The organism is Dechloromonas sp. CZR5, from assembly GCF_008711155.1.
Classification (GTDB): domain Bacteria; phylum Pseudomonadota; class Gammaproteobacteria; order Burkholderiales; family Rhodocyclaceae; genus Azonexus.
Genome location: NZ_VUYQ01000003.1, coordinates 343,341 through 368,431, shown reverse-complemented (window position 1 = coordinate 368,431; position 25,091 = coordinate 343,341). Strand labels below are relative to the sequence as shown.

The 25,091-nt window shown below is 61.5% G+C and carries 27 protein-coding genes; 9 read left to right on the top strand and 18 right to left on the bottom strand.

Annotation, left to right across the window (positions count from 1 at the left end; all coding sequences use genetic code 11):
* Positions 1–149 precede the first annotated feature (149 nt).
* The 4 genes from fliL (at position 150) to F1002_RS10610 (ending at position 2,276) form a co-directional block, all read left to right on the top strand.
* Positions 150–473 carry a flagellar basal body-associated protein FliL gene (gene fliL, locus F1002_RS10625; protein WP_191090367.1) on the top strand — a complete coding sequence of 108 codons (324 nt, stop codon included), beginning with the start codon at positions 150–152 and terminating at the stop codon, positions 471–473.
* A 15-nt stretch (positions 474–488) separates the two neighbouring features.
* Complete coding sequence (locus F1002_RS10620) at positions 489–1,280, top strand: NAD-dependent deacylase (RefSeq protein ID WP_150429003.1); 792 nt, start codon at positions 489–491, stop codon at positions 1,278–1,280.
* A gap of 150 nt (positions 1,281–1,430) precedes the next feature.
* Entirely contained in the window at positions 1,431–1,985 is a 555-nt protein-coding gene (locus tag F1002_RS10615) for a phasin family protein (RefSeq protein WP_150429002.1), read from the top strand.
* Positions 1,986–2,096: 111 nt separating this feature from the next.
* The gene (locus tag F1002_RS10610; protein ID WP_150429001.1) at positions 2,097–2,276 is read left to right on the top strand and encodes a hypothetical protein; all 180 of its coding nucleotides are present in this window, start codon (positions 2,097–2,099) and stop codon (positions 2,274–2,276) included.
* An 84-nt stretch (positions 2,277–2,360) separates the two neighbouring features.
* On the opposite strand, the gene F1002_RS10605 is transcribed toward F1002_RS10610, so the two are convergent.
* From F1002_RS10605 to parC, 3 genes are all read right to left on the bottom strand, one after another.
* Positions 2,361–4,010, bottom strand: coding sequence for a mechanosensitive ion channel family protein (locus F1002_RS10605; RefSeq protein WP_150429000.1), 1,650 nt, complete (start codon positions 4,008–4,010; stop codon positions 2,361–2,363).
* A gap of 353 nt (positions 4,011–4,363) precedes the next feature.
* Positions 4,364–5,119 carry a hypothetical protein gene (locus F1002_RS10600; RefSeq protein WP_150428999.1) on the bottom strand — a complete coding sequence of 252 codons (756 nt, stop codon included), beginning with the start codon at positions 5,117–5,119 and terminating at the stop codon, positions 4,364–4,366.
* A 302-nt stretch (positions 5,120–5,421) separates the two neighbouring features.
* Entirely contained in the window at positions 5,422–7,851 is a 2,430-nt protein-coding gene (gene parC / locus F1002_RS10595; protein WP_150428998.1) for a DNA topoisomerase IV subunit A, read from the bottom strand.
* Positions 7,852–8,124: 273 nt separating this feature from the next.
* On the opposite strand from parC, the gene F1002_RS10590 reads away from it, so the two are divergent.
* Complete coding sequence (locus F1002_RS10590; RefSeq protein ID WP_150428997.1) at positions 8,125–8,508, top strand: DUF3597 domain-containing protein; 384 nt, start codon at positions 8,125–8,127, stop codon at positions 8,506–8,508.
* A gap of 102 nt (positions 8,509–8,610) precedes the next feature.
* On the opposite strand, the gene F1002_RS10585 is transcribed toward F1002_RS10590, so the two are convergent.
* The 4 genes from F1002_RS10585 to F1002_RS10570 form a co-directional block, all read right to left on the bottom strand.
* Entirely contained in the window at positions 8,611–9,684 is a 1,074-nt protein-coding gene (locus F1002_RS10585; protein WP_150428996.1) for a heme A synthase, read from the bottom strand.
* Between the two features lie 3 nt (positions 9,685–9,687).
* Positions 9,688–10,581 carry a heme o synthase gene (gene cyoE / locus F1002_RS10580; protein ID WP_150428995.1) on the bottom strand — a complete coding sequence of 298 codons (894 nt, stop codon included), beginning with the start codon at positions 10,579–10,581 and terminating at the stop codon, positions 9,688–9,690.
* A 173-nt stretch (positions 10,582–10,754) separates the two neighbouring features.
* Positions 10,755–11,300 carry a hypothetical protein gene (locus F1002_RS10575; RefSeq protein WP_150428994.1) on the bottom strand — a complete coding sequence of 182 codons (546 nt, stop codon included), beginning with the start codon at positions 11,298–11,300 and terminating at the stop codon, positions 10,755–10,757.
* Positions 11,297–12,067, bottom strand: a complete 771-nt coding sequence (locus tag F1002_RS10570; RefSeq protein WP_150428993.1) for an SURF1 family protein — start codon at positions 12,065–12,067, stop codon at positions 11,297–11,299. The genes F1002_RS10575 and F1002_RS10570 overlap by 4 nt, the downstream gene beginning before the upstream one ends.
* On the opposite strand from F1002_RS10570, the gene F1002_RS10565 reads away from it, so the two are divergent.
* A complete protein-coding gene (locus F1002_RS10565) occupies positions 12,066–12,266 on the top strand; it encodes a twin transmembrane helix small protein (RefSeq protein ID WP_150428992.1) in 201 nt (66 codons plus the stop codon). The genes F1002_RS10570 and F1002_RS10565 overlap by 2 nt on opposite strands.
* On the opposite strand, the gene F1002_RS10560 is transcribed toward F1002_RS10565, so the two are convergent.
* The 5 genes from F1002_RS10560 to coxB are packed head-to-tail and all read right to left on the bottom strand — an operon-like array spanning position 12,254 to position 16,672.
* Positions 12,254–13,126 (bottom strand): cytochrome c oxidase subunit 3, encoded by an 873-nt coding sequence (locus tag F1002_RS10560; RefSeq protein ID WP_150428991.1) that lies wholly within the window; start codon positions 13,124–13,126, stop codon positions 12,254–12,256. The two genes, F1002_RS10565 and F1002_RS10560, sit on opposite strands and share 13 nt — an antisense overlap.
* Positions 13,123–13,728, bottom strand: a complete 606-nt coding sequence (locus F1002_RS10555) for a cytochrome c oxidase assembly protein (protein WP_150428990.1) — start codon at positions 13,726–13,728, stop codon at positions 13,123–13,125. Before F1002_RS10555 ends, F1002_RS10560 begins: the two co-directional genes overlap by 4 nt.
* A 4-nt stretch (positions 13,729–13,732) precedes the next feature.
* Positions 13,733–13,855 carry a hypothetical protein gene (locus F1002_RS21395; protein ID WP_255584484.1) on the bottom strand — a complete coding sequence of 41 codons (123 nt, stop codon included), beginning with the start codon at positions 13,853–13,855 and terminating at the stop codon, positions 13,733–13,735.
* A 10-nt stretch (positions 13,856–13,865) separates the two neighbouring features.
* Positions 13,866–15,458 carry a cytochrome c oxidase subunit I gene (ctaD, locus tag F1002_RS10550; RefSeq protein ID WP_150428989.1) on the bottom strand — a complete coding sequence of 531 codons (1,593 nt, stop codon included), beginning with the start codon at positions 15,456–15,458 and terminating at the stop codon, positions 13,866–13,868.
* Positions 15,455–16,672, bottom strand: coding sequence for a cytochrome c oxidase subunit II (coxB, locus tag F1002_RS10545; protein ID WP_223879546.1), 1,218 nt, complete (start codon positions 16,670–16,672; stop codon positions 15,455–15,457). The genes ctaD and coxB overlap by 4 nt, the downstream gene beginning before the upstream one ends.
* Before the next feature lie 86 nt (positions 16,673–16,758).
* On the opposite strand from coxB, the gene F1002_RS10540 reads away from it, so the two are divergent.
* Positions 16,759–17,343: an SCO family protein gene (locus F1002_RS10540; protein ID WP_150428988.1), complete on the top strand. Its 585-nt coding sequence runs from the start codon at positions 16,759–16,761 to the stop codon at positions 17,341–17,343.
* A gap of 171 nt (positions 17,344–17,514) precedes the next feature.
* Positions 17,515–19,248, top strand: coding sequence for a hypothetical protein (locus F1002_RS10535; protein WP_150428987.1), 1,734 nt, complete (start codon positions 17,515–17,517; stop codon positions 19,246–19,248).
* 112 nt (positions 19,249–19,360) lie between these two features.
* Here the strand turns inward: F1002_RS10535 and F1002_RS10530 are convergent, their stop codons facing one another.
* From F1002_RS10530 to F1002_RS10505, 6 genes are all read right to left on the bottom strand, one after another.
* Positions 19,361–19,726 carry a hypothetical protein gene (locus tag F1002_RS10530; RefSeq protein ID WP_150428986.1) on the bottom strand — a complete coding sequence of 122 codons (366 nt, stop codon included), beginning with the start codon at positions 19,724–19,726 and terminating at the stop codon, positions 19,361–19,363.
* Between the two features lie 5 nt (positions 19,727–19,731).
* A complete protein-coding gene (locus F1002_RS10525; RefSeq protein WP_150428985.1) occupies positions 19,732–21,642 on the bottom strand; it encodes a radical SAM protein in 1,911 nt (636 codons plus the stop codon).
* A gap of 36 nt (positions 21,643–21,678) precedes the next feature.
* On the bottom strand, positions 21,679–22,713 hold the full coding sequence (locus tag F1002_RS10520; RefSeq protein WP_150428984.1) for a patatin-like phospholipase family protein: 1,035 nt from the start codon (positions 22,711–22,713) through the stop codon (positions 21,679–21,681).
* A 98-nt stretch (positions 22,714–22,811) separates the two neighbouring features.
* Positions 22,812–23,210, bottom strand: a complete 399-nt coding sequence (locus tag F1002_RS10515; protein ID WP_150428983.1) for a hypothetical protein — start codon at positions 23,208–23,210, stop codon at positions 22,812–22,814.
* 129 nt (positions 23,211–23,339) lie between these two features.
* A complete protein-coding gene (locus F1002_RS10510) occupies positions 23,340–23,624 on the bottom strand; it encodes a DUF1330 domain-containing protein (protein WP_223879545.1) in 285 nt (94 codons plus the stop codon).
* A 2-nt stretch (positions 23,625–23,626) separates the two neighbouring features.
* Positions 23,627–24,079 carry a hypothetical protein gene (locus tag F1002_RS10505; protein WP_150428981.1) on the bottom strand — a complete coding sequence of 151 codons (453 nt, stop codon included), beginning with the start codon at positions 24,077–24,079 and terminating at the stop codon, positions 23,627–23,629.
* Between the two features lie 121 nt (positions 24,080–24,200).
* On the opposite strand from F1002_RS10505, the gene F1002_RS10500 reads away from it, so the two are divergent.
* Positions 24,201–25,061: a type IV pili methyl-accepting chemotaxis transducer N-terminal domain-containing protein gene (locus tag F1002_RS10500; protein WP_150428980.1), complete on the top strand. Its 861-nt coding sequence runs from the start codon at positions 24,201–24,203 to the stop codon at positions 25,059–25,061.
* The last annotated feature ends 30 nt before the right edge of the window (positions 25,062–25,091 follow it).

Genomic DNA, 25,091 nt, shown 5'->3' with positions numbered 1-25,091 from the left:
GACAATGGCTATTTTTACCTTCAGACGGTATAAAAGCCGTTTCGAACAGCAAGACCAAACTTGAATTCGAGGCATTTACTCCGATGATAATGCGGATACACAAGGTACTTCTGGCGTTGGGCGTCATTCTCCTCAGTCTGGGGTGCCCCATGGCGATCGCATCGGACGGAGGCGGCGGTGCTCCGGAGCCGATGGTCTTCACCTTCAATCTGGGGGGTAATGCCTACGTCCAGTTCGGCCTTATTTTCGAGACCGGAACGCCGGAGGCCATGCATGAATTGATGGCCTATAAACCCAAGATCCAGCATGAAATCATTCTGCTGATGTCGGGCCAGGACGAAGGGCGTCTTCGCACGCTGGAAGGAAAAAAGAAGCTGGTTGAGGAAATCATCGATCTGAGCAACCACATCATTCATGAAGACCGCAAAACGGGTGTCAAGGAAGTCCTGTTCACAAAATTCCTGATCCAGTAAGGCTGGTACCGGCAAATGACTGACGAGACCCGTATCGAGGCCGGCATCTCGGCCATTGCGCGACACCTCGAAGGCGCCAGGCGTGCCTTGTTCATCACCGGGGCAGGGATTTCCGCCGATTCCGGCCTGCCGACCTACCGCGGCGTCGGGGGGCTCTACGACAGCGAAATCACCGACGAGGGTCTGCGCATCGAGGAGGCGCTGTCCGGCGACATGTTTTCCGCAAGGCCGGATATCACCTGGAAATACCTGATCCAGATCGAGGAAAACTGTCGCGGAGCACAACCCAACGCGGCGCATCGGGCCATTGCCCTGCTCGAGCGCCACCTGGAGCGGGTGATGGTGTTCACCCAGAATGTCGATGGGCTGCATCGCGCCGCCGGCAGTACGGATATCGTCGAGATTCACGGCAACCTGCAGGAGCTGGCTTGCACCGCCTGCGGCCGCGAAGAAGTGGCGGGCGACATGAGCCGGCGGGAGGTGCCGCCGCGCTGTCCGTCCTGCGGCGGTGTACAGCGGCCTAAAGTGGTGTTGTTTGGCGAGGCCTTGCCCGAGGATGAACTCGACCGATTCATCGATGCCTTTCAGGAAGGCTTCGACATTGTCTTCAGCATCGGCACCTCGAGCATTTTCCCTTACATCGTGCAACCGGTGGTCTTCGCAGCCGGCAGCGGCATCCCGACGGTCGAGATCAATCCGGCGCGAACGCAGCTAAGCGACATGGTGGACTTCTACCTGCCGCTCGGGGCCGCCGAAGCCATGACCAGGATCATCGATGCATTGGGGCTGGATAGCGCGGCGCTTTGAAAGCAAACGGTTTTTGCCGGTTTGTTACGAAATTGTTGCACTGCACAAAAGTTGTTGACATTCGCTTTTCTGTGGTTAGAATGGAGTCATGCTGCGGTGCAACATAAGCGACCGCAACAATAAAATCACCCCAACCCCAGGAGAAGCGCCATGTTCACCAAACCCGAAGATTTCGCCAAGTCCGGCTTCAATTTCGCCCTGTTCTTCGCCAACACCACGTTCGACGGTATCGAGCGTCTCGTTCTTCTGAACCTGGCGGCCAGCCGTTCCGTCTTCGAAGCCACCCTGTCCAATGTCACCACCCTGCTGGGTGCCAAGGACGTCCAGTCCCTGGTTTCCATCCAGAAGGAACTGGCCGCCCCGTCGCTGGAAAAGGGCATGGAATACTCCCGCAACGTGATCGCCATCGCGTCCGAAACCAAGGACAAGATCGCCAAGGAAGTCGAATCGCACGTTGCTGAAACCAACGCCAAGGTTTCCGGCCTGGTTGAAAAGGCGCTCGAATCCGCTCCGGCTGGTTCCGAAGTTGCCGTCGCTGCCGTCAAGACCGCGATCAAGACCGCCAACGAAGCCTACGAAGGCTTGAACAAGGCCGCCAAGCAGGCCGCCGAAGTCGCCGAAGCCAGCGTTGCCGCTGCTACCAGCGCCACCCTGAAGGCTGCCAACGTTGCTGCTCCGAAGGCTGCCGCCAAGAAGGCTGCCTAAATCCAGGGGCTTTTACGCCGCTTGAAGCAGTCGGGTCCGCTCGTTGCTGCTACCGAAAAGGCCCTTGGTAGAACCAGGGGCTTTTTTTGCTTTTCCGGAAAGGAGTTGTCCATGCCCCACAACCATGCCCACAGCAAGGCCGAAGCGATCCACGATGCGCTGGAATCCTTCGCTGCCGAACATCACCACCAGCCCGATCCGCATGAAAAGGCGCGTCTCGTCTCCGATACCATCAAGGAATGGGAGCACGAGGAGGTCGAGGCTATGCAACTGAACGACCAGGCAGCCTGATCGGCGGCCTCCTGTGACAAAGAAAAGCCGGGACCATGCTCCCGGCTTTTCTTTGTCTGCCGGGCGTGTCGCTCGCCTGTACGATCAACTGCGGTGAGAGTCGGCGGGTTTCTCGGCGGCCACGGGTGCCGGATACCAGTTTTCCGGTTTCACCACCTTCGGTTCGCTGCCGTCGTCGATATAGTGCGGCGACATGATCTGGACGCCGTAGCGGTTGAAAACGTCCTGGATATTGGCGTGCAGCGTCGACAGGATTTCGGCGCGCGCCCTAGGTTCGCCGGGTACGGCCTGGGCAAACAGGCGATACTCCGGGTAGTAGTCTGACAGCGCGGTCTGGAACACGCGCGGCGCGGGCGTCTTGAGAATGCCCGGCGTGGCGTGCGCGGCTTCGATCAACATCGCCTCAACCTGGCGCCAGGGCGTGTCGTAACCGATGGTGACCGTCGTATCGACCACATAGCCTTGTCCGGAAACGGCGCGCGAATAATTTTTGGTGACCGATCCGGTAATCAGCGAATTGGGAATGCTCAGCTCCTCGCCGAGGCCGGTGCGGATCGTGGTGGCGAACATGCCCATGCCGACGACCGTTCCTTCGTGCTCGCCGATTTTCACGTATTCGCCGGGGCGGATGGTGCGCGTATAGGTCAGGATCAGCCCCGCCGCACTCTGGCCGACGACGCTGGAGGCGCCCAGCGAGATCATCAGGCCGAGCAGGACGGAGAGCCCACGAAAGGCCTCGGTCTGCGCGCCCGGCAGGTAAGGGTAGGCCATGGCGATGGCAAAGAGCCAGATACCCGTGCCGACCAGACGGCGCGTCGTCGGCATGGTATCCGGCGCCAGCCAGCCGATGCCGGCTTGACCTTGCGCCACTCGTTCGAGGAGGCGGGAAACGAAATTGGTGCTGAAACGGGCCAGTACGAATATCACGGCGGCCACGCCAAGGCCGGGAATGGCGCCGACGATGCCGCTGACCAGGGCCTCGGCGACGCCCAGCAGATAATCGTTGAGGCGTTCGCCCCAGGGGCGGGTGTACGGGAAGCGGGAGAGCACGAAACTGATCCACTCGTAGGTGAGCAGACCGACGATCAGCCAGCGTATCGCATTGAGCAGGCGCAGGAGGATAGGGTAGAGATGCCCTGTCTCGATCAGCTGCGTGCCGCCGACGTTCAGGCGAGCCGCCTTGTGTGCCGCGCGTTCCATGAAACCGGCGACCAGCCAGGCGCGCAGGCGACCGATGCCCGACAACAGCGCTATATAGATCGCGGTGGCGGCCGCGGCAATTCCCAAGGCTTTGACGATGGCTTCGATGCTGCGCGCCTCGCGGGTTTCGCCGATGACCTGCTCCAGGCGCTGGCCGGCTTGCCGGCTGACCTCGTTGATATCCTGATGCAGCAACGGGTCGACGTCGCCGGGCGTGACGATAAAGATCGCGGTGCCGCCCAGCATGACCAGCTTTCCTTCCGGATTGTCCTTGATCGCGACGACGAGATCGCCGCCCTTCTGGATTCGGTCGGTCAGCGTCTCCTGCGCGCGCCGGGCGCGCGTGGCGGGTGGGACGCCGAGGAATTCACCGCGAAAGACGAAGACGGTGCGGTTGAAAACGACCAGCGGCACCCCATCTGCCGCCGTTTGCACCGAAGCTTTTCCATTTTCGGCGGCCGGTGACGGCGAAGCGGCCCATGCGAACTGGAGCGAGATCAGGATTGTGGCGAGCAGGCGCAGGATGGGCTGCATGGCTAAGCGGGTTCCAGGCGAAATGCATAACACTAACCGAGCGACTAATGCGGATCAATGGGCTGCGGAAGCTTTTGCGCAAAGGTAAGTCATGCGGGAGATTTTGGCGCGGGGAGGGCGGTTGGGTTAGGCGGTTTTTGGCCGGCTGTGCTTCACAACAAGGCTTGATCACCTGACGGCGTTGGCGGCAACTTGGAAGTGATCGACCTGCAAGCGATTCATCGGCAAGGAATTGTCCCTTACGTTGCTGGATGGGAATTACCACTTCCGACCCAAAGCGGCAATTGCCGACTTGATCAAGCTGACGTTCAGGAACGTTCGAATTAACCTCCTAACGACAAAGCTGTCTGCAATTATTTTCCTATCAAGAAGGTCTCAGAAAGCGAAATACGTTCGTTTGGTCTATTGGGGTCGTCTAGCCAGACCTTAAGAATCTTCGATTCGATTCGCGACTGTAGTTTATACAGGGTGTTTCTCTCGATTTTTGCAGCTACTGGCACTACGACGTCTCTATACCCTCCAAATAGATGCCGAACTATTCTGACGACAACGAGAAATTCGTGCGAACGAGGTTCAACAAAAATCTCTCTGTTGTAGAGATTGCTTATCCCTACCTCAGATGAAACTGTATCGATAAATATTGGCTGAACCCAATGAAAAGTACCGTCGACTTCAGTAAAGCTACTACCGACAATTCGGCCAGTACCTATATTTTCGTTGTGTGCTGATGAAAACAGCGGGCTATCTAATATTTGGCTGACCGAGTATTGGGATGATGGATTACCAAGTTCTAGGTGTTTTAATAAATCTACTTCCGCACGTGCGTACCAAACCTGTCCCGGTCCACCACCATACCAAGCAGTAGCATTCGTAATACGAATGAATGGCATGTTGCGCGCTTGAGCAATTACTGCGGCACGGTGTAATAAAAAAGGTTTCAAGTGTGCCGGATGACGAGCAGCATTGCTTGCTTGAATCAACACCGACGACTCACTATCTGATATTAGTTTCGTAAAGTCGGTAAGAACATTAGGATTCAGCGTGGTGCTTGTGCAAGCGCTTAGCATAAGCGCCCAAAAAAATCCTTGAAGGGCGTTTCGAAAAACCATGTTCTATCGTCCTGATGCTTTAGGGGTAACAGTTCTTAAACCGACCCGCTTGGTCCGTATATGAATTTATATACATGCCATTATGCTTCCGGAATTGCGCATGGGGCAAAGAAGCGGCCTAAGGTTGGTCCGTATAACAACTCCAGTAATACGGATATCAGGAAGGGGCTGTCTGCTGTCGGGACAAATTCTTAATGACCGGTTGTGGCCGGTAGCAGCTTCCCGAACCGCCAAGTGAGTCAGCATTTAGTTACGATGACCTCAGGCATTTTTCGTATTGCTAACACCGGCACCAATTGCCGTTACTTGCGCGGCGCGCGCACTGGTTTGCCCTTGCCGCCCCGGTTTCCGCGACAGGTTTCCAGGCGTTCGCCCTTGAGCTTGCCGGCGACGCCGTCAACGACCGGAATGATTTCCTCCAGCGCCGTTTTCCCCGGATCGGCGTCGATCAACTTCAGGCCGCGCCCCTTGGCCAGCAGGCGGACTTCGTCGATCGCAAAAACCAGGGCACGGCCATCGCGCGTAAGGCAGGCGATCTCGCCGGCAAGCGGCGCCGACTGGAAAATGGCTGGGGATTCCCCTTCGCCCAAGGTCAGGAAGGCCTTGCCAGCCTTGCCGCGCGACAGGAAGTCTTCGCCCTTGGCGCGGAAACCGTAACCGCCGTCGCCGGCGACCAGATAGAGCTTGTCGTTGGCTACCGCGTGCGCCAGGCTCAGTTTCCCGCCATCCTGGAACTCGACCAGCGAGGTGGCCGGCACGCCGTCGCCCTTGCCGCCGGGAATGTCGGCGGCGGGGATGGAGTAGGCGCGGCCGAGGTGGTCGAGGATGATCAGCGCATCGACGGTGCGGCACGGGATGCAGGCGAGCAGGCTGTCGCCGGAGCGGAAGGTGAGTTGCGTCGGGTCGATGTTGTGGCCCGAGCGCGAGCGTAGCCAGCCGTGTTTGGAAACGATCAGCGTGGTCGGTTCGTCGGGAATTGACAAGCTCTTGGTGTCGGACAGCGTGACCTTGGCATCGGCTTCGATCAGCGTGCGGCGGTCGTCGCCGTATTTCTTGGCGTCGGCCTCAATTTCAGTGGCGACGCAGGCGCGCAGGGCTTCTTTGGAGTCGAGCAGCTTGTTCAGGCCGGCCGCTTCGTCGCGCAGCTTGGCCAGTTCCTCGCCGATCTTGATGCCTTCGAGGCGGGCCAACTGGCGCAGGCGGATTTCCAGGATGTCTTCGGCCTGGATGTCGGAGAGCTTGAAGTGGGCGATCAGGTCGGCCTTGGGATCGTCCGATTCGCGGATGACCTTGATGACCTTGTCGATGTCGAGCAGGATGGCCTGCCGGCCTTCGAGGATGTGGATGCGCTTTTCGGCAGCGCTCAGGCGATGCCGCGTGCGGCGCTCGACGGTGGTCAGCCGGAAGCGGCACCACTCGGCGATGATCGAATACAGCGAGGCTTGGCGCGGCGCCCCGGCGACGCCGAGCACCGTCAGATTGATCGAGGCGTTGGTTTCCAGGCTGGTGTGGGCGAGCAGCAGGCGGACCAGGTCGTCCTGGCCCTGTCGCGACGAGGCCGGTTCGATGACCAGGCGCACGTCGTGTTCCTTGCCCGATTCGTCGCGCACGCCGGATTCCGAAATGGCGGAAAGGAAGGCGGCCTTGAGGTTGAGCTGTTCCGGCGTGAAGACCTTTTTTCCGGCCTTTTCCTTGGCTACCGGGTTGGAGCAGGCTTCGATTTCCGACATGACCGTGGCGGTCGATACGCCCGGCGGCAGTTCGGTGATGACCAGACGCCACTGGCCGCGGGCCAGCGGTTCGATCTTCCACTTGGCGCGCACGCGCAGGCTGCCGCGGCCGCTGCGGTAGGTAGCAGCGATTTCCTCGGGTGACGAAATGATCTGCGCGCCGCCCGGATAATCGGGGCCAGGGATCATGGCCAGCACGTCGTCCTCGCTGGTTTCGGGATTGCGGATCAGATTGACGGCGGCGTGGGCCACTTCGCGCAGGTTGTGGGCCGGGATTTCGGTTGCCATGCCGACCGCGATGCCCGAGGCGCCGTTGAGCAGGCAGAAGGGCAGGCGGGCGGGGAGCAGGCAGGGTTCGTCGTTGACGCCATCGTAGTTCGGCTTCCAGTCCACCGTGCCTTCGTCGAGTTCGGCGAGCAGCAGTTCGGCGATGGGGGTCAGCCGGGCTTCCGTGTAACGCATGGCGGCGGCGTTGTCGCCGTCGCGCGAGCCGAAATTGCCCTGGCCGTCGACGATGGGGTAGCGCAGGCTCCAGTCCTGGGCCATGCGGACCATGGCGTCGTAAACGGAGGAGTCGCCGTGCGGGTGGTATTTGCCGATCACGTCACCGACAACGCGCGCCGACTTGACGTGCTTGGGGCTGCGGTACAGGCCCATGCGGTGCATGGCGTACAGGATGCGGCGCTGCACCGGCTTCTGGCCGTCGGCCACCGAGGGCAGGGCACGGCCGGTGACGACGCTCATCGCGTATTCGAGATAGCGGCGGGCGGCGTAGTCGGCCGGCGGCGGAATGTCGTCGGCCGGGCCGCTGGCGGCTGGCGGCAGTTCGGGCGGCTCGCCGGCGGACAGGATGTCGTCTTCGCCTGCATGCTCGGCCGGGGTGGCTACCGGTTCGGTAGCAAGTTCTTCCGCGGCAGGCGGCGCAGTTTCCGCAGTGGTCGCGGGTTGTGCTTCGGCGTTCGCTTTGGCTTCGGCGGAAAAGAGGTCGAATTGGTCGTTCATTGCAGCGTTGGGGTCAATTTTCGGTCGGGTGCGAATTTATCATGACCGACGGCAGTCAGCAGGGATTGTCGGCGTCGTTCAGTGGATGTATCCCGGCTGCTTGCCGAAATCGCTTCGCTGGCCTGCTTGTCATGCCAGGTGCCAGGAAGTGGGTATTTCGCATGGTTTTGTAAAGATCGCTTAAAGAATATTCACACTATCGGCAACATGAGCCGGCTACCATCGATATTCATTCATCGTGTCGCGGCGCGACATTCAACGAGAGGAGTCGATATGGGAATCTTCAGTAGCATTCTGGCAAAGCTGGGTTTTGGTGGGGAAGACAAGGCGGCCACCGTTGAGGCGGCACCGACGGCTGAAAGTCAGGCCAGCGCACCGGCCGCCCCCGTTGCGATCAGTGTGGTCGATGTCATGGCGCAAATGGAGTCCCTGGCCAGCGCTCATCCCGAGAAGCTGAACTGGAAGGTGTCGATCGTCGATCTTCTCAAGCTGCTCGGTCTGGACAGCAGCCTGGCTGCCCGCAAGGAATTGGCCAGCGAGTTGGCCTGCCCGGCGGAAAAGATGGGCGACTCCGCGCAGATGAACATGTGGCTGCACAAGACCGTTCTGCAGAAACTGGCCGCCAATGGCGGCAACATTCCGGCCGACCTGCTGTAAGGCTCGCCTGCTCCGGGCGACCGGATAAGGAAGACCCGCTCGTCGCGGGTCTTTTTTTGTGGACAGCCATCCGGGCCGGTAGCAGCTAGCGAGCAGCTTCTCTCATTTGATCAGGAGGGTCGCCGAGCGCCGCAATGTGGCGGCTCCCTGTTCTGCCACGGGGATGCTTTGGCCTGTGGAAACGATTGCCCGCCGGCTTGCGCTGGCCAATTTCAGATTGACAACCAGCGTCGTGCCGAGCAGCAGCGCGGCGCCGAGGGTGTGGGCGACAGCAATGGCAAGCGGCAAGGCGGCGAGCACGTTGGCGATGCCAAGACCCAGTTGCAGGGCCAGCACGGCAAGCAATCCCTGTCCCCAGCGGCGCAGGCCGGATTGGCGCAGCAGCCGCCAGGCGAGGCCGGCGATCAGGGCGGCGACGATCAGGGCGCCGAGGCGATGCAGCCAGTGGATGGCGATCAGCGCTTCACCGGGGAGCGGCTGGCCATCGGCGGTTTCGCCCAGTTCGCGGAAAACGGTAAAGGCGTGGCGGAAGTCCATCGATGGGGTGCTGCCGTCGATGCAGTTGGGGAAGGCGGTGCAGGCCAGCGCAGCGTAATTGCTGCTTACCCAGCCGCCGAGGGCTATCTGGCCGAAGACGGCGGCCAGCGCGAGGCCAGCCAGCCAGCGCAGCCCGGGGGGCACGACGGCGACCGGTTCCGGAGCCAGCATGATCTGGCGCACGAGCAGCGCCAGCAGCATGGCCAGGGTGCACATGCCGCCCAGCAGATGCAGGGAGACGATGACCGGCTTCAGCAGCAGGGTGACGGTCCACATGCCGAGTGCAGCCTGGATACAGACAAGGGCGAGCAACAGTGTCGGCAGGAGCGGTGAGGCGGTTTTCCGGGCTTCTCTGCACCAGGATTGCAGGCAGAGGGCCAGGATCAGCAGGCCCAGGCTGCCAGCGGCATAGCGATGCACCATTTCCTTCCAGGCCTTGCCGGCATGCACCTCGCGTACCGGGTAGGTGGCTTGTGCCGCAGCCTGCTCGTCGGGCGTGCTCGGTACGCCGATGTAGTGGCCGTAGCAGCCGGGCCAGTCAGGGCAGCCGAGGCCGGCATCGGATAGGCGGACATAGGCACCCAGACCGATCACGAACAGGGCGAGCAGGGTGGTGAGGGCGAGCAGCTTGCGGTTCATCGTTCAGGTGAGCAGCCGGTCGGCGAACAGGGCGGCGAAGAGCAGGGTCAGGTAGAGGATGGAATAGCGGAAACAGGCGCGGGCGCGGGCATCGCTGTAGTTGCGGCAGAGCCCGATGGCGTGGCCGATGAAGATCAGGTCGAGCACCGCGATGGCTGCCAGGTAGAAGCCACCGCTCATGCCCAGCGACACCGGGATCAGGCTGGCTGCCGACAGCATTACCGTGTAGCCGAGGATTTGCTGGCAGGTGCAGGCCAGGCCGTGCGTCACCGGCAGCATGGGTAGGCCGGAACGGGCGTAGTCGTCGCGGCGGTAGCAGGCCAGCGCCCAGAAGTGCGGTGGTGTCCACAGGAAGATGATCAGGAACATCACCAGCGGTTCGGCAGCCACCGAGCCGGTCATTGCCGTCCAGCCCAGCAGCGGTGGCATGGCACCGGATGCGCCGCCGATGACGATATTCATCGGCGTCGCCGGCTTGAGGATCAGCGTGTAGATCACCGTGTAGCCGACAAAGGTCGCCAGGGTCAGCCACATGGTCAGGTCGTTGATGTAGTGGTGCAGCAGCCACAGGCCGGCTCCGCCGAGCAGGGTGGCAAGGGTGACCGTTTCGCCGGGCGAGATGTCGCCGCGCGCCGTTGCCCGCCAGCGGGTGCGGGCCATGCGCGCATCGACGGTGCGTTCGACTAGGCAATTAAGGGCTGCTGCAGCGAAAGAGACCAGCGCGATGCCGAGCGACGCGACCAGGAAGCGGAGCAGGGGCGGAAACTCGCGGCTGGCCAGGCACATGCCGATCATGGCGGTGAAGACGATCAGGCTATTCACCCGGGGCTTGCACAGATGCGAGAAGGCGATCAGGCGTTGGCCAAGCGACAGACGGGGGGCTGACATGACTTGCATGGCAATTCTCCTAGTGGTCTGCCCCGCAGATGGCGGAACAAAATGAAAGCGAAGGATTTGCCCTGCTGGATAGGCGCGAACCGCAGCAATAGCCGAAGCTATTGCGAGGATGAGCAACAACGCCAGCGGGGCAAAGACGAGTTTTCATGTTTTGTTATCTGTGGGGCAGACCACTAGTTTCGGCCTGCCTTGAGCAGGCGTTCGAGATCGCTGCGGATATCGCGGGGCGGGGCATCGGTGGCGTAATCGAGGACCAGTCTTCCCTGCGGGTCGAGGACATGGATGGCGGACAGCCTTCCCCAGCTTTCAGGCTGGCGCGCGATCAGCAGGTCGGGCTGCTGGCGTGCCAGTGCGGCAAGCTCAGCCGAAAACGGGTTATCGACCAGCACGAGCCGGCGGACACGGTTCATTTCCTTGTACAGCGAGACCTGAACACGTCGCAGTTCGTCAATCCGCCGCAGGCAGTCGGCCGAACATTCATCGCCGGCATTGAGCACCAGCAGCCAGCGGCCTTGCGGATCGAAAGTCGGTTTGAGATCAGCGAGCGGCAGAGGCAGCGGCGGCATGACCAGGGTGCCGCGGTTGGCGGTTTTTTCGGGGTGCCAGCCGCCGAAGAACAGACCGGCAGCGACAGCAAAGGGCAGGGCGAACAGGGTGCCGACCAGCAGGAACAGGCGCCAATGGCTGGGCGGCGAGGCGGGGTGGGCAAGCGCGTTCATGGCCGCCGGAATAGCAGGAACAGCCAGATACCGACGCTGGCGATGGCAAAACCAAACCATTGCAGGGCATAGCTGCGATGGCGTTCGATGCGTTCGTCCGGGCGCGGCCATTCGCGATTGAAGCCAGCCGGTTCCTGCGGGTCGAGCTGGATGACGACCTCGTGAAGATAGCCGGGCAGGAGGCCGCGGAAGCGTTTGAGGTCGAGGTTCTGCCAGACCGGTTCCCAGCCGCTGGCCGGTTGCTCGGCCAGGTTGAAGAAGCGTTCCGGGGGAGGGACGGCGATGCCGGAAAGTTCGATCTCGCCCGTCGGGACCGGGGCGGCCGGTTGTTCTCGATGATCGGCCGGGGCGGGAAGCCAGCCGCGGTTGATCAATACGTAGCGGTCGCTGTCGGCCAGGCGCAGCGGCGTGACGACATGGTAGCCGGCAACGCCCTCGTGCAGGCGGTTGTCGATCAGGACCTGATGCCGGGCGTCGTAGGTGCCGCGCACGGTCAGGTGGCGATTACGCAGCTTGTCGACAGTCATCGGGTCGGCTGGGAGCGGAATGGGCGTGGCATTGCCGCGCCGGTCGCGCTCGGCCTGCAGGGCCTGCTTGGCCTCCGCCTTGTTCCATTGCCACAGGCCGAGCGATATGAACGTCGGTAGCAACACGGCCAGCACAATAGCGCCGATCACCGCAGTACGGCGGCGCGAACCGGCGACCCCGCTTGCGGTCGAATCAGGCGCCGGCGCATACTGGCCGCGCGCATTGCGGGAGGCATCCATGATCAAGCTGCTGGTCGTCGTGCTGTTGTTCGGCATCTTGTACAGCCTTTTTTCCGGGCTCTACTGGCTTTACCGCGAGCGCGGGGCCGGGGAGCGTACGGTCCGCATGCTGACTTGGCGCATCGGTTTGTCCATCGGTCTATTCCTCCTGTTGTTGCTGGTATTCCGTAGCGGCCTGATCGCCGGCTACACCCAGTAAACGAATACGAAGAGCAGTAGCCACACCACATCGACAAAGTGCCAGTACCAAGCCACGCCCTCAAAGGCGAAATGGCGTTCGGGGGTGAAGTCGCCCTTCAGGCAACGGATCAGGATGACCAGCAGCATTACCGTCCCGAGCGTGACGTGAAAGCCGTGGAAGCCAGTCAGCATGAAGAAGGTTGCGCCATAGGCACCGGCGCCCATGGTCAGCCCGAGTTCGGTGTAGGCATGGTGGTATTCCCAGGCCTGCAGGGTCAGGAAGCAGATGCCGAGCATGACGGTGGCGGCCAGGCCGAGATTGAGCTGGCCGCGCCGGCCTTTGAGCAGCCCCCAGTGCGCCCAGGTGACGGTGGCGCCGGAACTGAGGAGCAGGGCGGTATTGATGGCCGGGATGCCCCACGCCCCCATCGGTGTGAAGTTCGGTCCCTTCGGTCCGCTACTGGGCCAGCTGCCGGTGAATTCCGGCCACAGCGAAAAGCCGTGGTGCTCCATCATGCTGCCGAGGTCGGGGACCGAGAGGACGCGCATGTAGAACAATGCACCGAAGAAGGCGGCAAAGAACATCACCTCGGTGGCGATGAACCACACCATGCCGTAGCGGAAGGAACGGTCCTCCCAATCCGTGTAGGCCCCACTGCGCGATTCGCCGATGACGCGGCCGAACCAGCCGAAGAGCACGCCGGTGATGATGCCGAAGCCGGCGAGCATCACCCATTTTCCACTCGCCGAGCCGTGCATGCCGAGGATGAAGCCGATGGCCAGAACGAGCATGCCGCACGACAGCACGAAGGGATACAGGCTCGGCGACGGCACGAAGTAATGGCCGTGCGGGGCCGGATGGGCAGACGGAGTGCTCATTTTTCCTCCCGATTGCGGGTCAGCGTCTGGCGCTGGCCGTCGAGGCTGAAGAAGGCGTAGGACAGCGTGATCTGGGCGATATCGGCGCCAATTTCCGGTTTGACGATGAAGGCGAGCGGCATTTCCCGCGCCTCACCGGGGGCCAGCGTCTGCTGCTCGAAGCAGAAGCATTCGATCTTTTCGAAATGTTGCGCTGCCTGGCCTGGCGACACACTGGGCACGGCCTGGCCGGTGACCGGCTTGTCCGAGAGGTTGCGCACCAGGTAGCTGACCTGCTGCATCTCGCCGGGGTGCAATTCGACGCTGAACTGCAGCGGGCGCATGTCCCAGGGCAGGCCGGGCATCACCGTGCCGGTGAATTCGACGCGCACCAGGCGGCTGCGGTCGACTGCGGCGCGCGGCTGGGCCGGCGAAGCCACCTGGGTCGGCAAGCCGCCGGTAGCGAAACCGGTGGCCGTCTTCCCGTTGAAACCGGTAGCCCGGCACAGCACGTCGTAGAGCGGCACCAGGGCGAAAGCGAAGACAAAGGCGCCGGCCACCAGCAGAAGCAGCCGGCGGATCAGTCGGCTATTGTCCTGGGAGGGCAGGCTCGCCTGTTCCATGGTTTCAGCGTTGCAGGAAGAATCCGGCAACGTAGAGAAACAGGACCGCGCCGCCGATCAGCCAGGCCAGCCGTGCGGACCGGCTGCGCCGGCGGGCGAGATCTTCGGGCGAGAAGGCATTGTCCATGACGGGCCCCTCAACGGATAACCGGGGGTGTTTCCCAGCTGTGGTGGGGTGGCGGCGATGGCAGTTCCCACTCCAGGCCGTCCGCGCCTTCCCAGGCGCGGGCCTCGGCCTTGGGGCCGCCGCGTACGCAGGCCCAGATGTTCCAGGCAAAGAGCAGTTGCGACAAGCCGAGGATGAAGGCGCCCACCGTCGAAATGGCGTTGAACTCGGCGAACTGGAGCGCGTAGTCGGGAATGCGGCGCGGCATGCCGGCCAGGCCGAGGAAGAACTGCGGGATGAAGGTCAGGTTGAAGGCGACGACGGTGAGCCAGAAATGCAGCTTGCCCAGCTTTTCGCTGTACATGTGACCGGTCCATTTCGGCAGCCAGTAATAGACGCCGGTCATCACCCCCATGATGCCGCCGGCGAACAGCGCGTAGTGGAAGTGGGCGACGACGAAGTAGCTGTGATGGTACTGGGCGTCGGCGGCCACGTCGGCCAGCACCAGACCGGTCAGCCCGGCGATGCCGAAGAGGACGATGAAGCCCACGGCAAACAGCATCGGTGTCTCGAAGGTCATGGCCCCGCGCCACATGGTGGCGATCCAGCAGAAGAAGAGTACGGCGAGCGGGATCGAAATCGACATCGTGCTGAACATGAAATAGATCAGCGCCGGGACCGGCATGCCGGCCGTGAAGAAATGATGGGCCCAGACCACCACCGAGAGGAGACCGATGGCGATGAAGCTGTAGACCTGCGCCGTGTAGCCGTAGGTCGGCTTGCGCGAGAAGGCCGAGATCACGTGCGGCATCAGGCCCCACACCGGCAGCAGCAGGATGTAGACCTCGGGATGGCCGAAGAACCAGAAGAGGTGCTGGAACAGGATGGGGTCGCCCCCGCCGGCGGCATTGAAGAAATGCGTGCCGAAATGCCGGTCGGTCAGCAGCATGGTCACCGCACCGGCCAGTACCGGCAGCGTGGCGATGAGCAGGAAGGCGGTGATCAGCCAGCCCCAGGCGAAGAGCGGCAGCTTCATCATGGTCATGCCGGGCGCCCGCATGTTGAAGATGGTGACGATGATGTTGATCGACCCCATGATCGACGAGATACCGAGGATATGGACGGCGAGGATGGCGAAATCGATACCCATGCCGCCCTGTACCGAGAGCGGGGCATAGAAGGTCCAGCCGGTGGCGATGGCGCCGTCGCCGATGCCGAACAAGGCCAGCATGAAGGGCAGGGTAAGCAGGATGGCGGCCGGCGGCAGCAGCCAGAATCCCCAGTTGTTCAGGCGCGGCAGGGCCATGTCCGGGGCACCGATCATCAGCGGAATCATCCAGTTGGCGAAACCCGTGGCGGCCGGCATCAGCGCCGCGAAGATCATGACCAGTGCGTGCACGCCGATCAGCTGGTTGAAGAACTCGGGCTGCATCAACTGCAGGCCGGGCTGGAACAGTTCGGCGCGCACGGCGAGGATCATCAACCCGCCGACGAAGAACATGACCAGCGCGAAGGTCATGTACATCGTGCCGATGTCCTTGTGATTGGTCGTCGTCAGCCAGCGCAGCAGGCCGCCGGGATAATGTTCCTCATGATGTCCGCTGGGGTGGGCGATGGCTGTCATGGCTTGCTTCCCTCCTGGCGCAGGGCCTTGATCTGGGCGGGCTGGATCATGTCGCCGCGCTGGTTCCCGAAGCTGTTCCGCTCGAAAGTGATGACGGCGGCGAGGTCGGCGTCGGACAGGGTGTTGCGGAAAGCCTGCATCGGCGTGCCGGCCTTGCCGTTCATGACCCGGTCGACATGGCCGTCGGGGACCATCTTGCCGTCGGCCGAAAGCAGCGGCGTATTGACCACCTTGCTGCCGGCCAGCGCCGGGAAGGCGGGCGGCAGCCCCTGGCCTTCGGGTTGGTGGCACACGGCGCATTGCTTGCCATAGACATCCTTGCCGGCGGCCATCAGCTCGTCCTTGCTCCAGGTTCGCTCGGAACTGCTTGCCGCGGCGGCGATCCTGGCCTTCTGGGCATCCTGCCAGGCGATGAACTCGGCTTCGGGCACGGCGTGGACGACCACAGGCATGAAACCGTGGTCCTTGCCGCACAGCTCGGCGCACTGGCCGCGGTAGATGCCGGGTTTCTCGATCTTGACCCAGGTTTCGCGCAGGAAACCGGGGATGGCGTCACGCTTGACGCCGAATTGCGGTACCCACCAGGTGTGGATGACGTCGGTCGAGGTGAGCAGGATGCGGACCTTCTTGCCGACGGGCAGGAAGACCGGGTTGTCGACCTCCAGCAGGTAATGCTCGCCCTTGGCCTCGGCGTTGTTGATCTGGTCGCGCGGCGTGGCCAGTGTGCTGACGAACTTGACCCCGGATTCCGGGTATTCGTACTGCCACTTCCATTGCATGCCGGTGACCTTGAGCACCATGTCGGCCTTGGTCTTGGTGTCTTCCATCTCGATGATGGCATTGACGGCCGGGATACCCATCAGGATGAAGTCGATGAAGAGCAGGATGGCAAACGGCAGCAGCGCCCAGAACCACTGCAGTCGGCTGGTCGGCGCCGTGAAGGTCGCGGCCTCGTAACCGGGACGCTTGCGGTGGTTCATCATGGAATAGACCATGATCGCGAAGACCAGCACGAACAGGATCGTGATGATCAGCATGAACTCGTTATGGATCGCCAGCGTTTCGCGGGCGATGGGGGTGACCGGTTCGGGGAAGTTGAAGCTGAAGGCGGCGACCGCATCACGGGCCGGCAGGGCGCTGGCGACAGGCAGCAAAGACGCCCAAGTACGCAGGCGGCCGGCCATTGGCGCAGCCGCTGTGCGGCTTGCAGGCACACGGATAGACATCCTGTTCCCTCCCCTTGTGAGAAGCCTGACAGACGATCAGAATGGGCCGCATCCGGTAAGTTCAATAAAATTTCATGCGCCGTCGCCAATTTTTCGCTTTGCCGTTCGTCGCTGCCTTCCTGGCCGCCTGCAAGCCTGCGGCGCCGCCAGCCTTCAAGGCGACCGACCTGACCGGGGCCAGCTTCGGTCGCGACTTCGCGCTCGACGACGCGGCCGGACGGCGCCGTACGCTGGCCGATTTTCGCGGCAAGGCAGTCATCCTTTTCTTTGGCTACGCCTCCTGCCCGGACATCTGCCCGACGACCTTGGCCCGGCTGGCCGAGACGATGAAATTACTCGGCCCGCAGGCGGCCAGCGTTCAGGTGCTGTTCGTGACGGTCGACCCGGAACGCGACACGGCGGAACGCCTGCGCGAATTCATTCCCTGGTTCCATCCGGATTTCGTTGCCCTGCGCGGTACGCCGGAGGAGACCCGGCAGCTGCTCGCCGAATTCCGCGCCACCGCCATCCGGCGTCCGGTGGAGGGGAGCATGGGCTATGTCATCGATCACAGCACCGGATGCTATGTATTCGATCCGGCAGGGCGGCTGCGCCTTTACGTCAAGGACGAGCAGAACGCGGCGGACATCGCTGCCGACATACGTCTGCTGCTTGGATGAATTGCTGTACTAGCGGCATTGTTGATCCTTCATCCATTTTGGTTGACGGTGCGGATTGTGTGGCTTAGTGGGCCAAGCCGACGCAGTCGGGTGTTACCAAATCGACCCACGCTTTGTTTTGGCTTATGCTGGGTGGCATAATTCAAAATAATCCTTCCCGCGACAATAACTATGCGATTTAACAGTTATAGGCTAGGCATTGGTAATCAGGTGCAGCTTTTGCGACATGGCGTCAGTATTGTCTTGGTGGCCGTTTTCTTGGCATCCGGTTGCACATCACACTCGCCTGTTGATCGTGACCGGGGCGCTTCCGGACACGCTGATCGCGAACAGACTTCCAGTGCAGCGCTGCGTGAGGTCTACGTGCCGGGATCGTATGCCAATGTCGTTTACGATAGTCCGAGCAAGAAGCTTGACCCACTGCTAAACCCACGCACCTCGGCTCCGCCATTCAAGGAGCGCGGCGAACTAAGCACAAATTGTTCTTCGAGCACGAAGATTGGCCTTGTTGATGATCAGGGTCTCCTTCTGACGGATGAGCAGCGTTTTAATCAAATCATGCAAACCGGCGGGCAGGTGGCATATGCTCGACATCTTTGGCAATTCGAAAAGACTCGGAACGAAGCGCAACTAAAGAAGGTGACAGGGACGCGTGTCGATGGTCGCGGCGAAGCTGCACAACCACGTCCGTCCGGCGTGCAGCAACGGAATACGTCCGTGACGCAGTCCAAGCCGTTACGGCAGATCATTCAAGATTCGTTGAAGCCTTCCAGTGGCGGAGGTCGATCCGGAATGGCAACTGCAGACGAGATCAACGGCAAATTGCCCAATTATTCGAAGATGCAGGAGGACCTGATGTACAACGCTCAGGTTCTTCAGTCACAAGATGACGCGCTAAAGGCTCGAGAAGGCGAATATGTTCTGGCATTGATGCACTTTTATCAGGATGCTTTTTCGCGGCTCCAGAAATTTCCGGTGTCGGCCATTTCCTTGGGTTTGTTGAATCGATTCGATAAATTTCGATTCACGCATGTTTTCGCGTGTGCTCAGCGCGGCCAGTCAACTGAAAAGGCGGATGCGGTTGCTTTGGCAGTAAAAAGCCAGTACGAACCGATGGCAAAACAGATTCTGGAGTCCAACCGTGGCGCGATATTGAAGGCGATAAAATCGGCGAGAAGTACGACGGAGTTGCAAAGCGTCTATCGAGACCAATTGAGTACTGTTTTTCTTAAGGACTTGGCTGCACAGGATGCCTTACTCGCGCAAGGCCTGCAGCAGCAAAGTAATGCCTTGATCGCGCAAGAAACCCGTGAGCGCGAAGAGACCAGGAAGCGCCGAGAAGCCGAGCAGGCTCAAATGGAAATACTCGCCAAGAAGAAGTATGTCCAAAACGCGGCGCAGAACGTTGCACCGACGAAGGAGGAGGTCGGGAGGTTGTTCAGTGCATATGATGCTGAAATCAACCGGCAATTCCGTAACTTCCGAATTGAAAGAACCGGCCAAGAGTCATTTATTTATCATGCCCAGATTCCATTTTTTGGAGAAGTGAAGGCCGGAAAAATAGAAACCGGTGTGAATAACCTTGTGTGCAAACCCGAGCAAAATCAGCAACGTTGCTCGTTTTCCGAAAGTCGGACGATTACGGATTACCATCTGGGCATGTATACGGAAACTTTTGCCAGCAAATCCTCTGGTCAGGTGCATGAGTCCCGGTTTTTCTGGGATGCCTCGGGATTGAACTCTCCAGCGCTCAAGGAAGTCCTGGCCAAGAGGATGAAAGAGTTTATTGCCCGCCAACAAGCAGAACTGGAAGCACAACGTCAGATGGAGGCTTCGTCATGTCGGCGTCAACAATCGTGGTACAAGATTGGCAATACGACTTATATCGACGAATATTGCCAATAGGCGAATGATGCCGTGATGTCTGGTGGGGTTTGAGTAGCGCTTGATACGAGAGGCAGTCTTCCCTCTGTTGTAGTGGTATGGCATGCCCGGTGAGGCCGAAGCCACTTCTTTTTTATGATGAGGTGATCTGCTCATCGAGGATGCGCTTGCACGCATCAAGTAGTGATTCCGCGATCTCCGAATAATAAATCGGATCTAGTGCCTCCATCATTTCGTGCGCAGTGTAAAGGCCTGCTTCCCTGGAAAGCTGGCTGGCGATGTCTCGGGCAAATTGGTCACTGAGCGAGGATAACCGGCGACGTTCATCGAATGGCATGCTGATTTTAGACCGTTCTAACCATTCTGAAGCCAAGGTGCCACCTTGGGCGTCGGTGAGCCATTGTCCATGCTCGTAATACCCTTGGAGCCGGTACGCTGCCAATGCAAAGAGCAAGGCAACCCGAATGCCCCGTTGGTTTGACGGCATGTTGTCGCGCATTTGCATCAGCCGTAGCTGGCGCCGAGCGCCTTGGCGATGAAGTTGCGGCCGACGCGCGGCTTGGGCACGCGGTCGTCGAACCAGCTGCGCACGTCCTGATCGAGGCAGATGCCGTGCATGTAGTTGTACAGCGCCTTGTTCAATGCCTTGCCGAGGCGGTCGTGGTCGACGCCGGTGGGGTCGATGAAATGCACGTCGTTCCTGGCGAACTTGCCGGGCGGTAGCGGTTGCAGCTTGATGCCGTATTCGGCCGGATTACGGCCGACGGGTGAATGAACCGTACAGGCGAAGCGGTGGAAAAAGCCCGACTGGATGCAGTTTTCCGCGAATAGCTGGCGGACGTATTCGAGCGCGTCGACAGTGTCGTGCAAGGTCTGGGTAGGGAAGCCGTACATCAGGTAGGCATGCACCAGTATTCCGGCATCGGTAAAGGCACGGGTGACGCGGGCGACCTGATCGACCGAAACGCCTTTCTTCATCAGCGCCAGCAAGCGGTCGGAGGCGACTTCGAGGCCGCCGGAGACGGCGATGCAGCCGCTGTCGGCCAGTTGCAGGCAGAGTTCCGGCGTGAAGGATTTTTCGAAGCGGATGTTGCCCCACCACGAGATGGCCAGGTTGCGCCGCTGCAGTTCCTCGGCCATGGCGCGCAGGCCCTTGGGCGGCGCGGCTTCATCGACGAAATGGAAGCCGGTGTGGCCGGTCTCCTCGACGATGCGTTCGATGCGGTCAACCAGGGTTCTGGCGCTGGCCGCATCGTAGCGGCCGATGTAGTCGAGGCTGACGTCGCAGAAGCTGCATTTCTTCCAGTAGCAGCCATGGGCGACGGTGAGCTTGTTCCAGTGTCCGTCAGACCACAGGCGATGCATGGGGTTGAGCATGTCGAGCAGCGAAAGGTAGCGGTCGAGCGGCAGGCCGTCCCAGGTCGGCGTGCCGACCTCTTCGAAGGGAATGTCCGGCTCCTGGCTGTTGTAGTAGCGCACGGCGCCCTCGACACGGGCGAAGGTGCGCACCAGGTTGAGCCGCGGGCGCCGGCCGGCGAGGTGTTCGAACAGCGCGAGCAGGGGTTTTTCGCCATCGTCCAGCGTGACGTAGTCGAAATAGTCGAAGACGCGTGGCTCGGCCAGTTCGCGCAGTTCGGTGTTGACGTAGCCGCCGCCAAGGACGGTGACGATGGCCGGGTATCGCGCCTTGATGGCGCGGGCAATGCAGAAGGCGGCGTAAACCGTGCCGGGGAAGGGAACGGAGAGCAGCACGACGTCCGGCCGGCTGCGCTCGACGGTTTCCAGCGTCAGCTTCTGAAGCGTGGTGTCGACCAGGGTGGGCGGGGCATCCAGTGCGGCCGCCAGCGGGTTGAAGCTGGCCTGGCTCTGGGCCAGCGTCTCACCGTAGCGGACGAACTCGAAGCGGGTGTCGACCGCTTCGCGCAGCACGTCGGCCAGATCGTTGAGGAACAGCGTGGCGAGATGGCGCGCCCGGTCCTGCACGCCAAGGGCGCCGAAGGCCCAGGCCAGCGGGTCGCCGCCTTCGTCGTCGGCATAGTTGTCGAGTGCCGCGAAACGCGGTCCTTCGGGCAGGAAGGTGCGCGAGCAGATGCGGTGGGCGATCGATCCGTCGCGCCCTTGAAGCAACGCAATGGCCGGGCCGATGGCCGTGAGGTAACGGTCGAACTGGTTGAGGAAATGCTTCAGCGTTTTCGAGCGTTTTTTCGGCGGTATCGTCTCGGCGGCATCGCGAATGGCGGGCAGCCCTTCCTTCGAGAGCAACTCGAGCACCAGGGCCAGCGCGAGGTCGGCCTGTTCGGCGTGAAAGCCGCGTTCGCGCAGGAAGCCGGTCAGGTAGGCGGTAGCCGGGTAGGGGGTGTTCAGTTGCGTCATCGGCGGGATGACGCTGAGGATGCGGGGTGTGGCGAGGGTCATGAGGCGGGAGTTTACCCGTCTCCGGCCCGCCGACGGTCAATAAAAAAGCGTGCCCAGGTCGAGGCTGGGTTTGCGGCCGACCTCCGTGCCATGCAGGTCGAGCCAGCGTCGGGCATGAGCCCGGCCGACGGCGAACAGGTCTTCGAAGAAGGCATGACTGACCGCCAGCTTGCTGTCCGACGGCATTTCGCCGAGGACGTGTTCGGCGCTGATGGCATGGAAGCGCAAGCCGGCCAGCCGGCGTTCGAAACGGGCGACAGGCAGCTTGTCGAGCAGCCAGGCGGGTAGCTTGGGGATGGCGATGTGTTCGTACAGATGGGTGAACATCCGCATTTCGCGCAGGAAGGTCGAGTTGAACGACAGTTCGCGCAGCCGGGTGCGGATGTCCTCGGCGCTTTCCGGCGTTTCGGCGTAACGCAGCGGCGTAAGCAGGACGAGCAGGATGTCCGGTGTACGACAGTCGTAGAACAGCGGGAAAACCGCCGGATTGGCGCTGTAGCCGCCGTCCCAATAGGGCTCGCCGTCGATCACGATGGTCCGGTGGATGGTCGGCAGGCAGGCGGAGGCGAGAAAGACATCGGCCGACAGTTCGGGATTGCCGAACATGCGCAGCTTGCCGGAGTTGGCATGGGTGGTGGCGATGAACAGCTTGACCGGGCTGTCTCGGCGCAGGCGCTCGAAATCGAAGCGGGAGGCGAGCAGGTCGCGCAGGGGGTTCAGGTCGAAGGGATTGATCTGCTCCGGACTGAGGTAGTTCGTCCATTGCAACATCATCTTGAGCGCCGGCGAGATGGCGCCCGGGGAGCCGCTCGGGGTGGGCAAGGGCGCGAGGTCGGCAATGCCGCTCCAGAACGCGCGCAGGGTTTCCCGGGCACCTTCTCGGCCGCCGGTCATCAGGCCGTGCGCCAGGCACAGGGCGTTCATCGCCCCGGCACTGGTGCCGCTGACGCCTTCGAAGGTGAAACGCGGGTCTTCGAGCAGGGCGTCTAGCACCCCCCAGGTGAAAGCGCCATGCGCGCCGCCGCCTTGCAGGGCGAGGCTGATCGGGCGGGATTCAGGCGGCTGGGGCATGTTGTGGCTCCTTGCACGAAGGCTGTTTGCCGACATCATGCCATTTCCCGGCATGGCTTTTTGTTACATGTGCTCAGCCAGCCGGATCAACGCAATGGCTACTCCCAGGAACTGGCCTCGTCGACCAGGCTTTTCAGCAAGGCCGTGTCATTTACCTTGACGGCGATTCCCTTGCCATGAGGGGCGGCAGGAACCGGAAAGGCGGGAGCCCACCAGACCTTGAAATCAACGACGGCGTTGGCGCCAAGTGCCCTCGCTTGTTCGCCCAGCGACCTGGTCACGGCTTCGGCTCCGCCAAACCAGCGCTTGGTGGCGTAAATCGGCCCGATGACTTCGAAATTTCCGGTCTCGGGAAGTGCGTTATAGGTGATCAGGATCTTGTCCGCTGTCGCGGCATTCCCCGTGGGGGCATCCTGGGGTGTCTGGGCCGGGACCTGAACACTGAACAGAGCCAGACCGGCTGTGGCGGCGATCATGCGAAAGTGGCGGCGGAGCATTGATTGCTTTCCCATTGGTATTGAAACGATGTCGCTGAATTTCTTCCGGCATGCAACGCTCCGGAAGGGGGGGAGCCGGAAACCTAGCAATTCAGGCGGCAATGTTCAATATGACAAAAGGCATGTATCTCAACTTTCGGCGAAACTGATCAGATCGAGATCGGCCGCTTCCTGGCGGAGTGGAATCAGCGCCTGGTAAGCCGGCGAGTTGTACCAGCCGTCGACGGCAGCTTCGTCGGGAAAGCGGATGACGACCGTATCGGTATGCCGGTGTTCGCCGCCTAGCACAGCCAGTTTTTCGCCGCGAAAGACCAGCTCGGCCTGCCAGGGCGCGAGGGTGGCCGGTACATTGGCGCGGTATTCGGCCCATTTGGCCGGGTCTTTGACGGTGATGTGTCCGATGACGTAAGCCATTTTTACTCCCATGTGCTGGATGAGTCGGCCAGCTTTTCGAGAAGCTGGTAGTCGTTGATGCGCACCGCAATGCCGGTGCCGTGTGGCGCCACGGTGGCCGGGAAGGCCGGGGCCTGCCAGACGCCGGTTTCGACGACGGCATTGGCCCCCATGCTGCGGGCTTTTTCGCCGAGCAGGGTCATCGCCTTGCGGGTGCTGCCGAACCAGCGCGAATAGACTTCGATGCGGCCGAGAACCTCGAAGTCGCCCTGCGCCGGCAGGCTGTTGAAGGTGACCAGCGTCTTGCTGTTGAGCGTGCGGGCGCTCGGGCCGGTCGTGCCGCTCGGCCATGGATTGCCGTAGGTGGCGGTTTGATGGTTGAGCAGGACGGACTGGGCACTTGCCTGCGTGCAGGCAAGGCCGGCGGCGGCCGCGAGGGAGAGGCGAAGGAGAAAGTTCCGGAAGGGCGGGGTCACCGTGTTGTCCTGTCGATGCGATGCGAGTGGGCGAATGATAGGCGAGGCGGATGGCATGTCAAAGCCGTGAAACATTGAGGTGCTTCAATACGCGCCTTGTTTACCAACGTCGCCGTTCAAGATGCACCGATCCGTTTTTTCCCGTTTTACCGTTTCCCTTGTCCTGTCTGCGTCGTTGGCGATGACGGGGCCTGCCGTTCATGCCCTGGCCCAGCCGGCTGCCGTCACCAAAGGGGCCGATTCCGGGCAGCTTGCCCAGGATATTGCCAGCGCCGGCCGCCTGCGCATGCAGTCGCAACGGCTGGCCAAGCTCTACCTGCAAGCCGGTATGGGGCTCAAATCCGGTGCGGCCAGACAACAAATCGACGCCTCGGTCGGCGAAGTCGATGCCGAATTTGGCCGCCTGGCGCGCTATGCCAAAAAACAGAGCAGCCAGCGCAACCATGCGCGCAGCGAAGCGCTGTGGCAGGAAATGCGCGTCGCCCTGAAGCAAACCCCGGATACCGCGGCCAGCGAGCGGGTCAACCAGATTGCCGACGAATTGATGGTGCATGCCGGCAAACTGGCGATGCAGATCGAAGGTGAGGGCGAAACGCCGGTCGGCCGCCTGCTGGACCTCTCGTCGCGTCTCAACATGTTGTCGCAACGCCTGGCTCGTCTTTACCTGCAGGCTTATGGCGGAAACCGGTCGCAAGGCGTTCTGGTCGATATCGAGCAGGCCCGCAAGGAGTTCGCCAGTGGCCTGCAGGAGCTGGATGCGGCGCGGGAAAATTCATCGGCCAGCCGGGAATCGATCGGGCTGGCGCGAAACCAGTGGATATTCTTCGATGGAGCCATCGCCGACCTGGGCAAGGGCGACCGCAAGGAGGACAGATCGGCCCTCAACGTTGCGACGAGCAGCGAGCGCATCGCCCAAGTGCTGGACCAGGCCAGCCTGCAATACGTGCGCGATTACGCGGATGGCCTGCGTAACGTGCGATAGCAACAGCCAGAATGAAAATGGCGGCCGACT

Excerpts from the sequence above, each read along its gene's own strand:
- F1002_RS10560 (WP_150428991.1), bottom strand. The coding sequence starts at position 13,126 with ATGAGCACTCCGTCTGCCCATCCGGCCCCGCACGGCCATTACTTCGTG.
- F1002_RS10515 (WP_150428983.1), bottom strand. The coding sequence starts at position 23,210 with ATGCTCCGCCGCCACTTTCGCATGATCGCCGCCACAGCCGGTCTGGCT.
- cyoE (WP_150428995.1), bottom strand. The coding sequence starts at position 10,581 with ATGCAAGTCATGTCAGCCCCCCGTCTGTCGCTTGGCCAACGCCTGATC.
- F1002_RS21395 (WP_255584484.1), bottom strand. The coding sequence starts at position 13,855 with ATGGACAATGCCTTCTCGCCCGAAGATCTCGCCCGCCGGCGCAGCCGG.
- F1002_RS10540 (WP_150428988.1), top strand. The coding sequence starts at position 16,759 with ATGCGCCGTCGCCAATTTTTCGCTTTGCCGTTCGTCGCTGCCTTCCTG.
- F1002_RS10600 (WP_150428999.1), bottom strand. The coding sequence starts at position 5,119 with ATGGTTTTTCGAAACGCCCTTCAAGGATTTTTTTGGGCGCTTATGCTA.
- F1002_RS10510 (WP_223879545.1), bottom strand. The coding sequence starts at position 23,624 with ATGGCTTACGTCATCGGACACATCACCGTCAAAGACCCGGCCAAATGG.
- F1002_RS10530 (WP_150428986.1), bottom strand. The coding sequence starts at position 19,726 with ATGCGCGACAACATGCCGTCAAACCAACGGGGCATTCGGGTTGCCTTG.
- F1002_RS10605 (WP_150429000.1), bottom strand. The coding sequence starts at position 4,010 with ATGCAGCCCATCCTGCGCCTGCTCGCCACAATCCTGATCTCGCTCCAG.
- F1002_RS10525 (WP_150428985.1), bottom strand. The coding sequence starts at position 21,642 with ATGACCCTCGCCACACCCCGCATCCTCAGCGTCATCCCGCCGATGACG.
- F1002_RS10590 (WP_150428997.1), top strand. The coding sequence starts at position 8,125 with ATGGGAATCTTCAGTAGCATTCTGGCAAAGCTGGGTTTTGGTGGGGAA.
- ctaD (WP_150428989.1), bottom strand. The coding sequence starts at position 15,458 with ATGACAGCCATCGCCCACCCCAGCGGACATCATGAGGAACATTATCCC.
- F1002_RS10555 (WP_150428990.1), bottom strand. The coding sequence starts at position 13,728 with ATGGAACAGGCGAGCCTGCCCTCCCAGGACAATAGCCGACTGATCCGC.
- F1002_RS10500 (WP_150428980.1), top strand. The coding sequence starts at position 24,201 with ATGCACCGATCCGTTTTTTCCCGTTTTACCGTTTCCCTTGTCCTGTCT.
- F1002_RS10585 (WP_150428996.1), bottom strand. The coding sequence starts at position 9,684 with ATGAACCGCAAGCTGCTCGCCCTCACCACCCTGCTCGCCCTGTTCGTG.
- F1002_RS10520 (WP_150428984.1), bottom strand. The coding sequence starts at position 22,713 with ATGCCCCAGCCGCCTGAATCCCGCCCGATCAGCCTCGCCCTGCAAGGC.
- F1002_RS10610 (WP_150429001.1), top strand. The coding sequence starts at position 2,097 with ATGCCCCACAACCATGCCCACAGCAAGGCCGAAGCGATCCACGATGCG.
- F1002_RS10535 (WP_150428987.1), top strand. The coding sequence starts at position 17,515 with ATGCGATTTAACAGTTATAGGCTAGGCATTGGTAATCAGGTGCAGCTT.
- F1002_RS10565 (WP_150428992.1), top strand. The coding sequence starts at position 12,066 with ATGATCAAGCTGCTGGTCGTCGTGCTGTTGTTCGGCATCTTGTACAGC.
- fliL (WP_191090367.1), top strand. The coding sequence starts at position 150 with ATGGCGATCGCATCGGACGGAGGCGGCGGTGCTCCGGAGCCGATGGTC.
- F1002_RS10575 (WP_150428994.1), bottom strand. The coding sequence starts at position 11,300 with ATGAACGCGCTTGCCCACCCCGCCTCGCCGCCCAGCCATTGGCGCCTG.
- F1002_RS10620 (WP_150429003.1), top strand. The coding sequence starts at position 489 with ATGACTGACGAGACCCGTATCGAGGCCGGCATCTCGGCCATTGCGCGA.
- parC (WP_150428998.1), bottom strand. The coding sequence starts at position 7,851 with ATGAACGACCAATTCGACCTCTTTTCCGCCGAAGCCAAAGCGAACGCC.
- F1002_RS10570 (WP_150428993.1), bottom strand. The coding sequence starts at position 12,067 with ATGGATGCCTCCCGCAATGCGCGCGGCCAGTATGCGCCGGCGCCTGAT.
- F1002_RS10615 (WP_150429002.1), top strand. The coding sequence starts at position 1,431 with ATGTTCACCAAACCCGAAGATTTCGCCAAGTCCGGCTTCAATTTCGCC.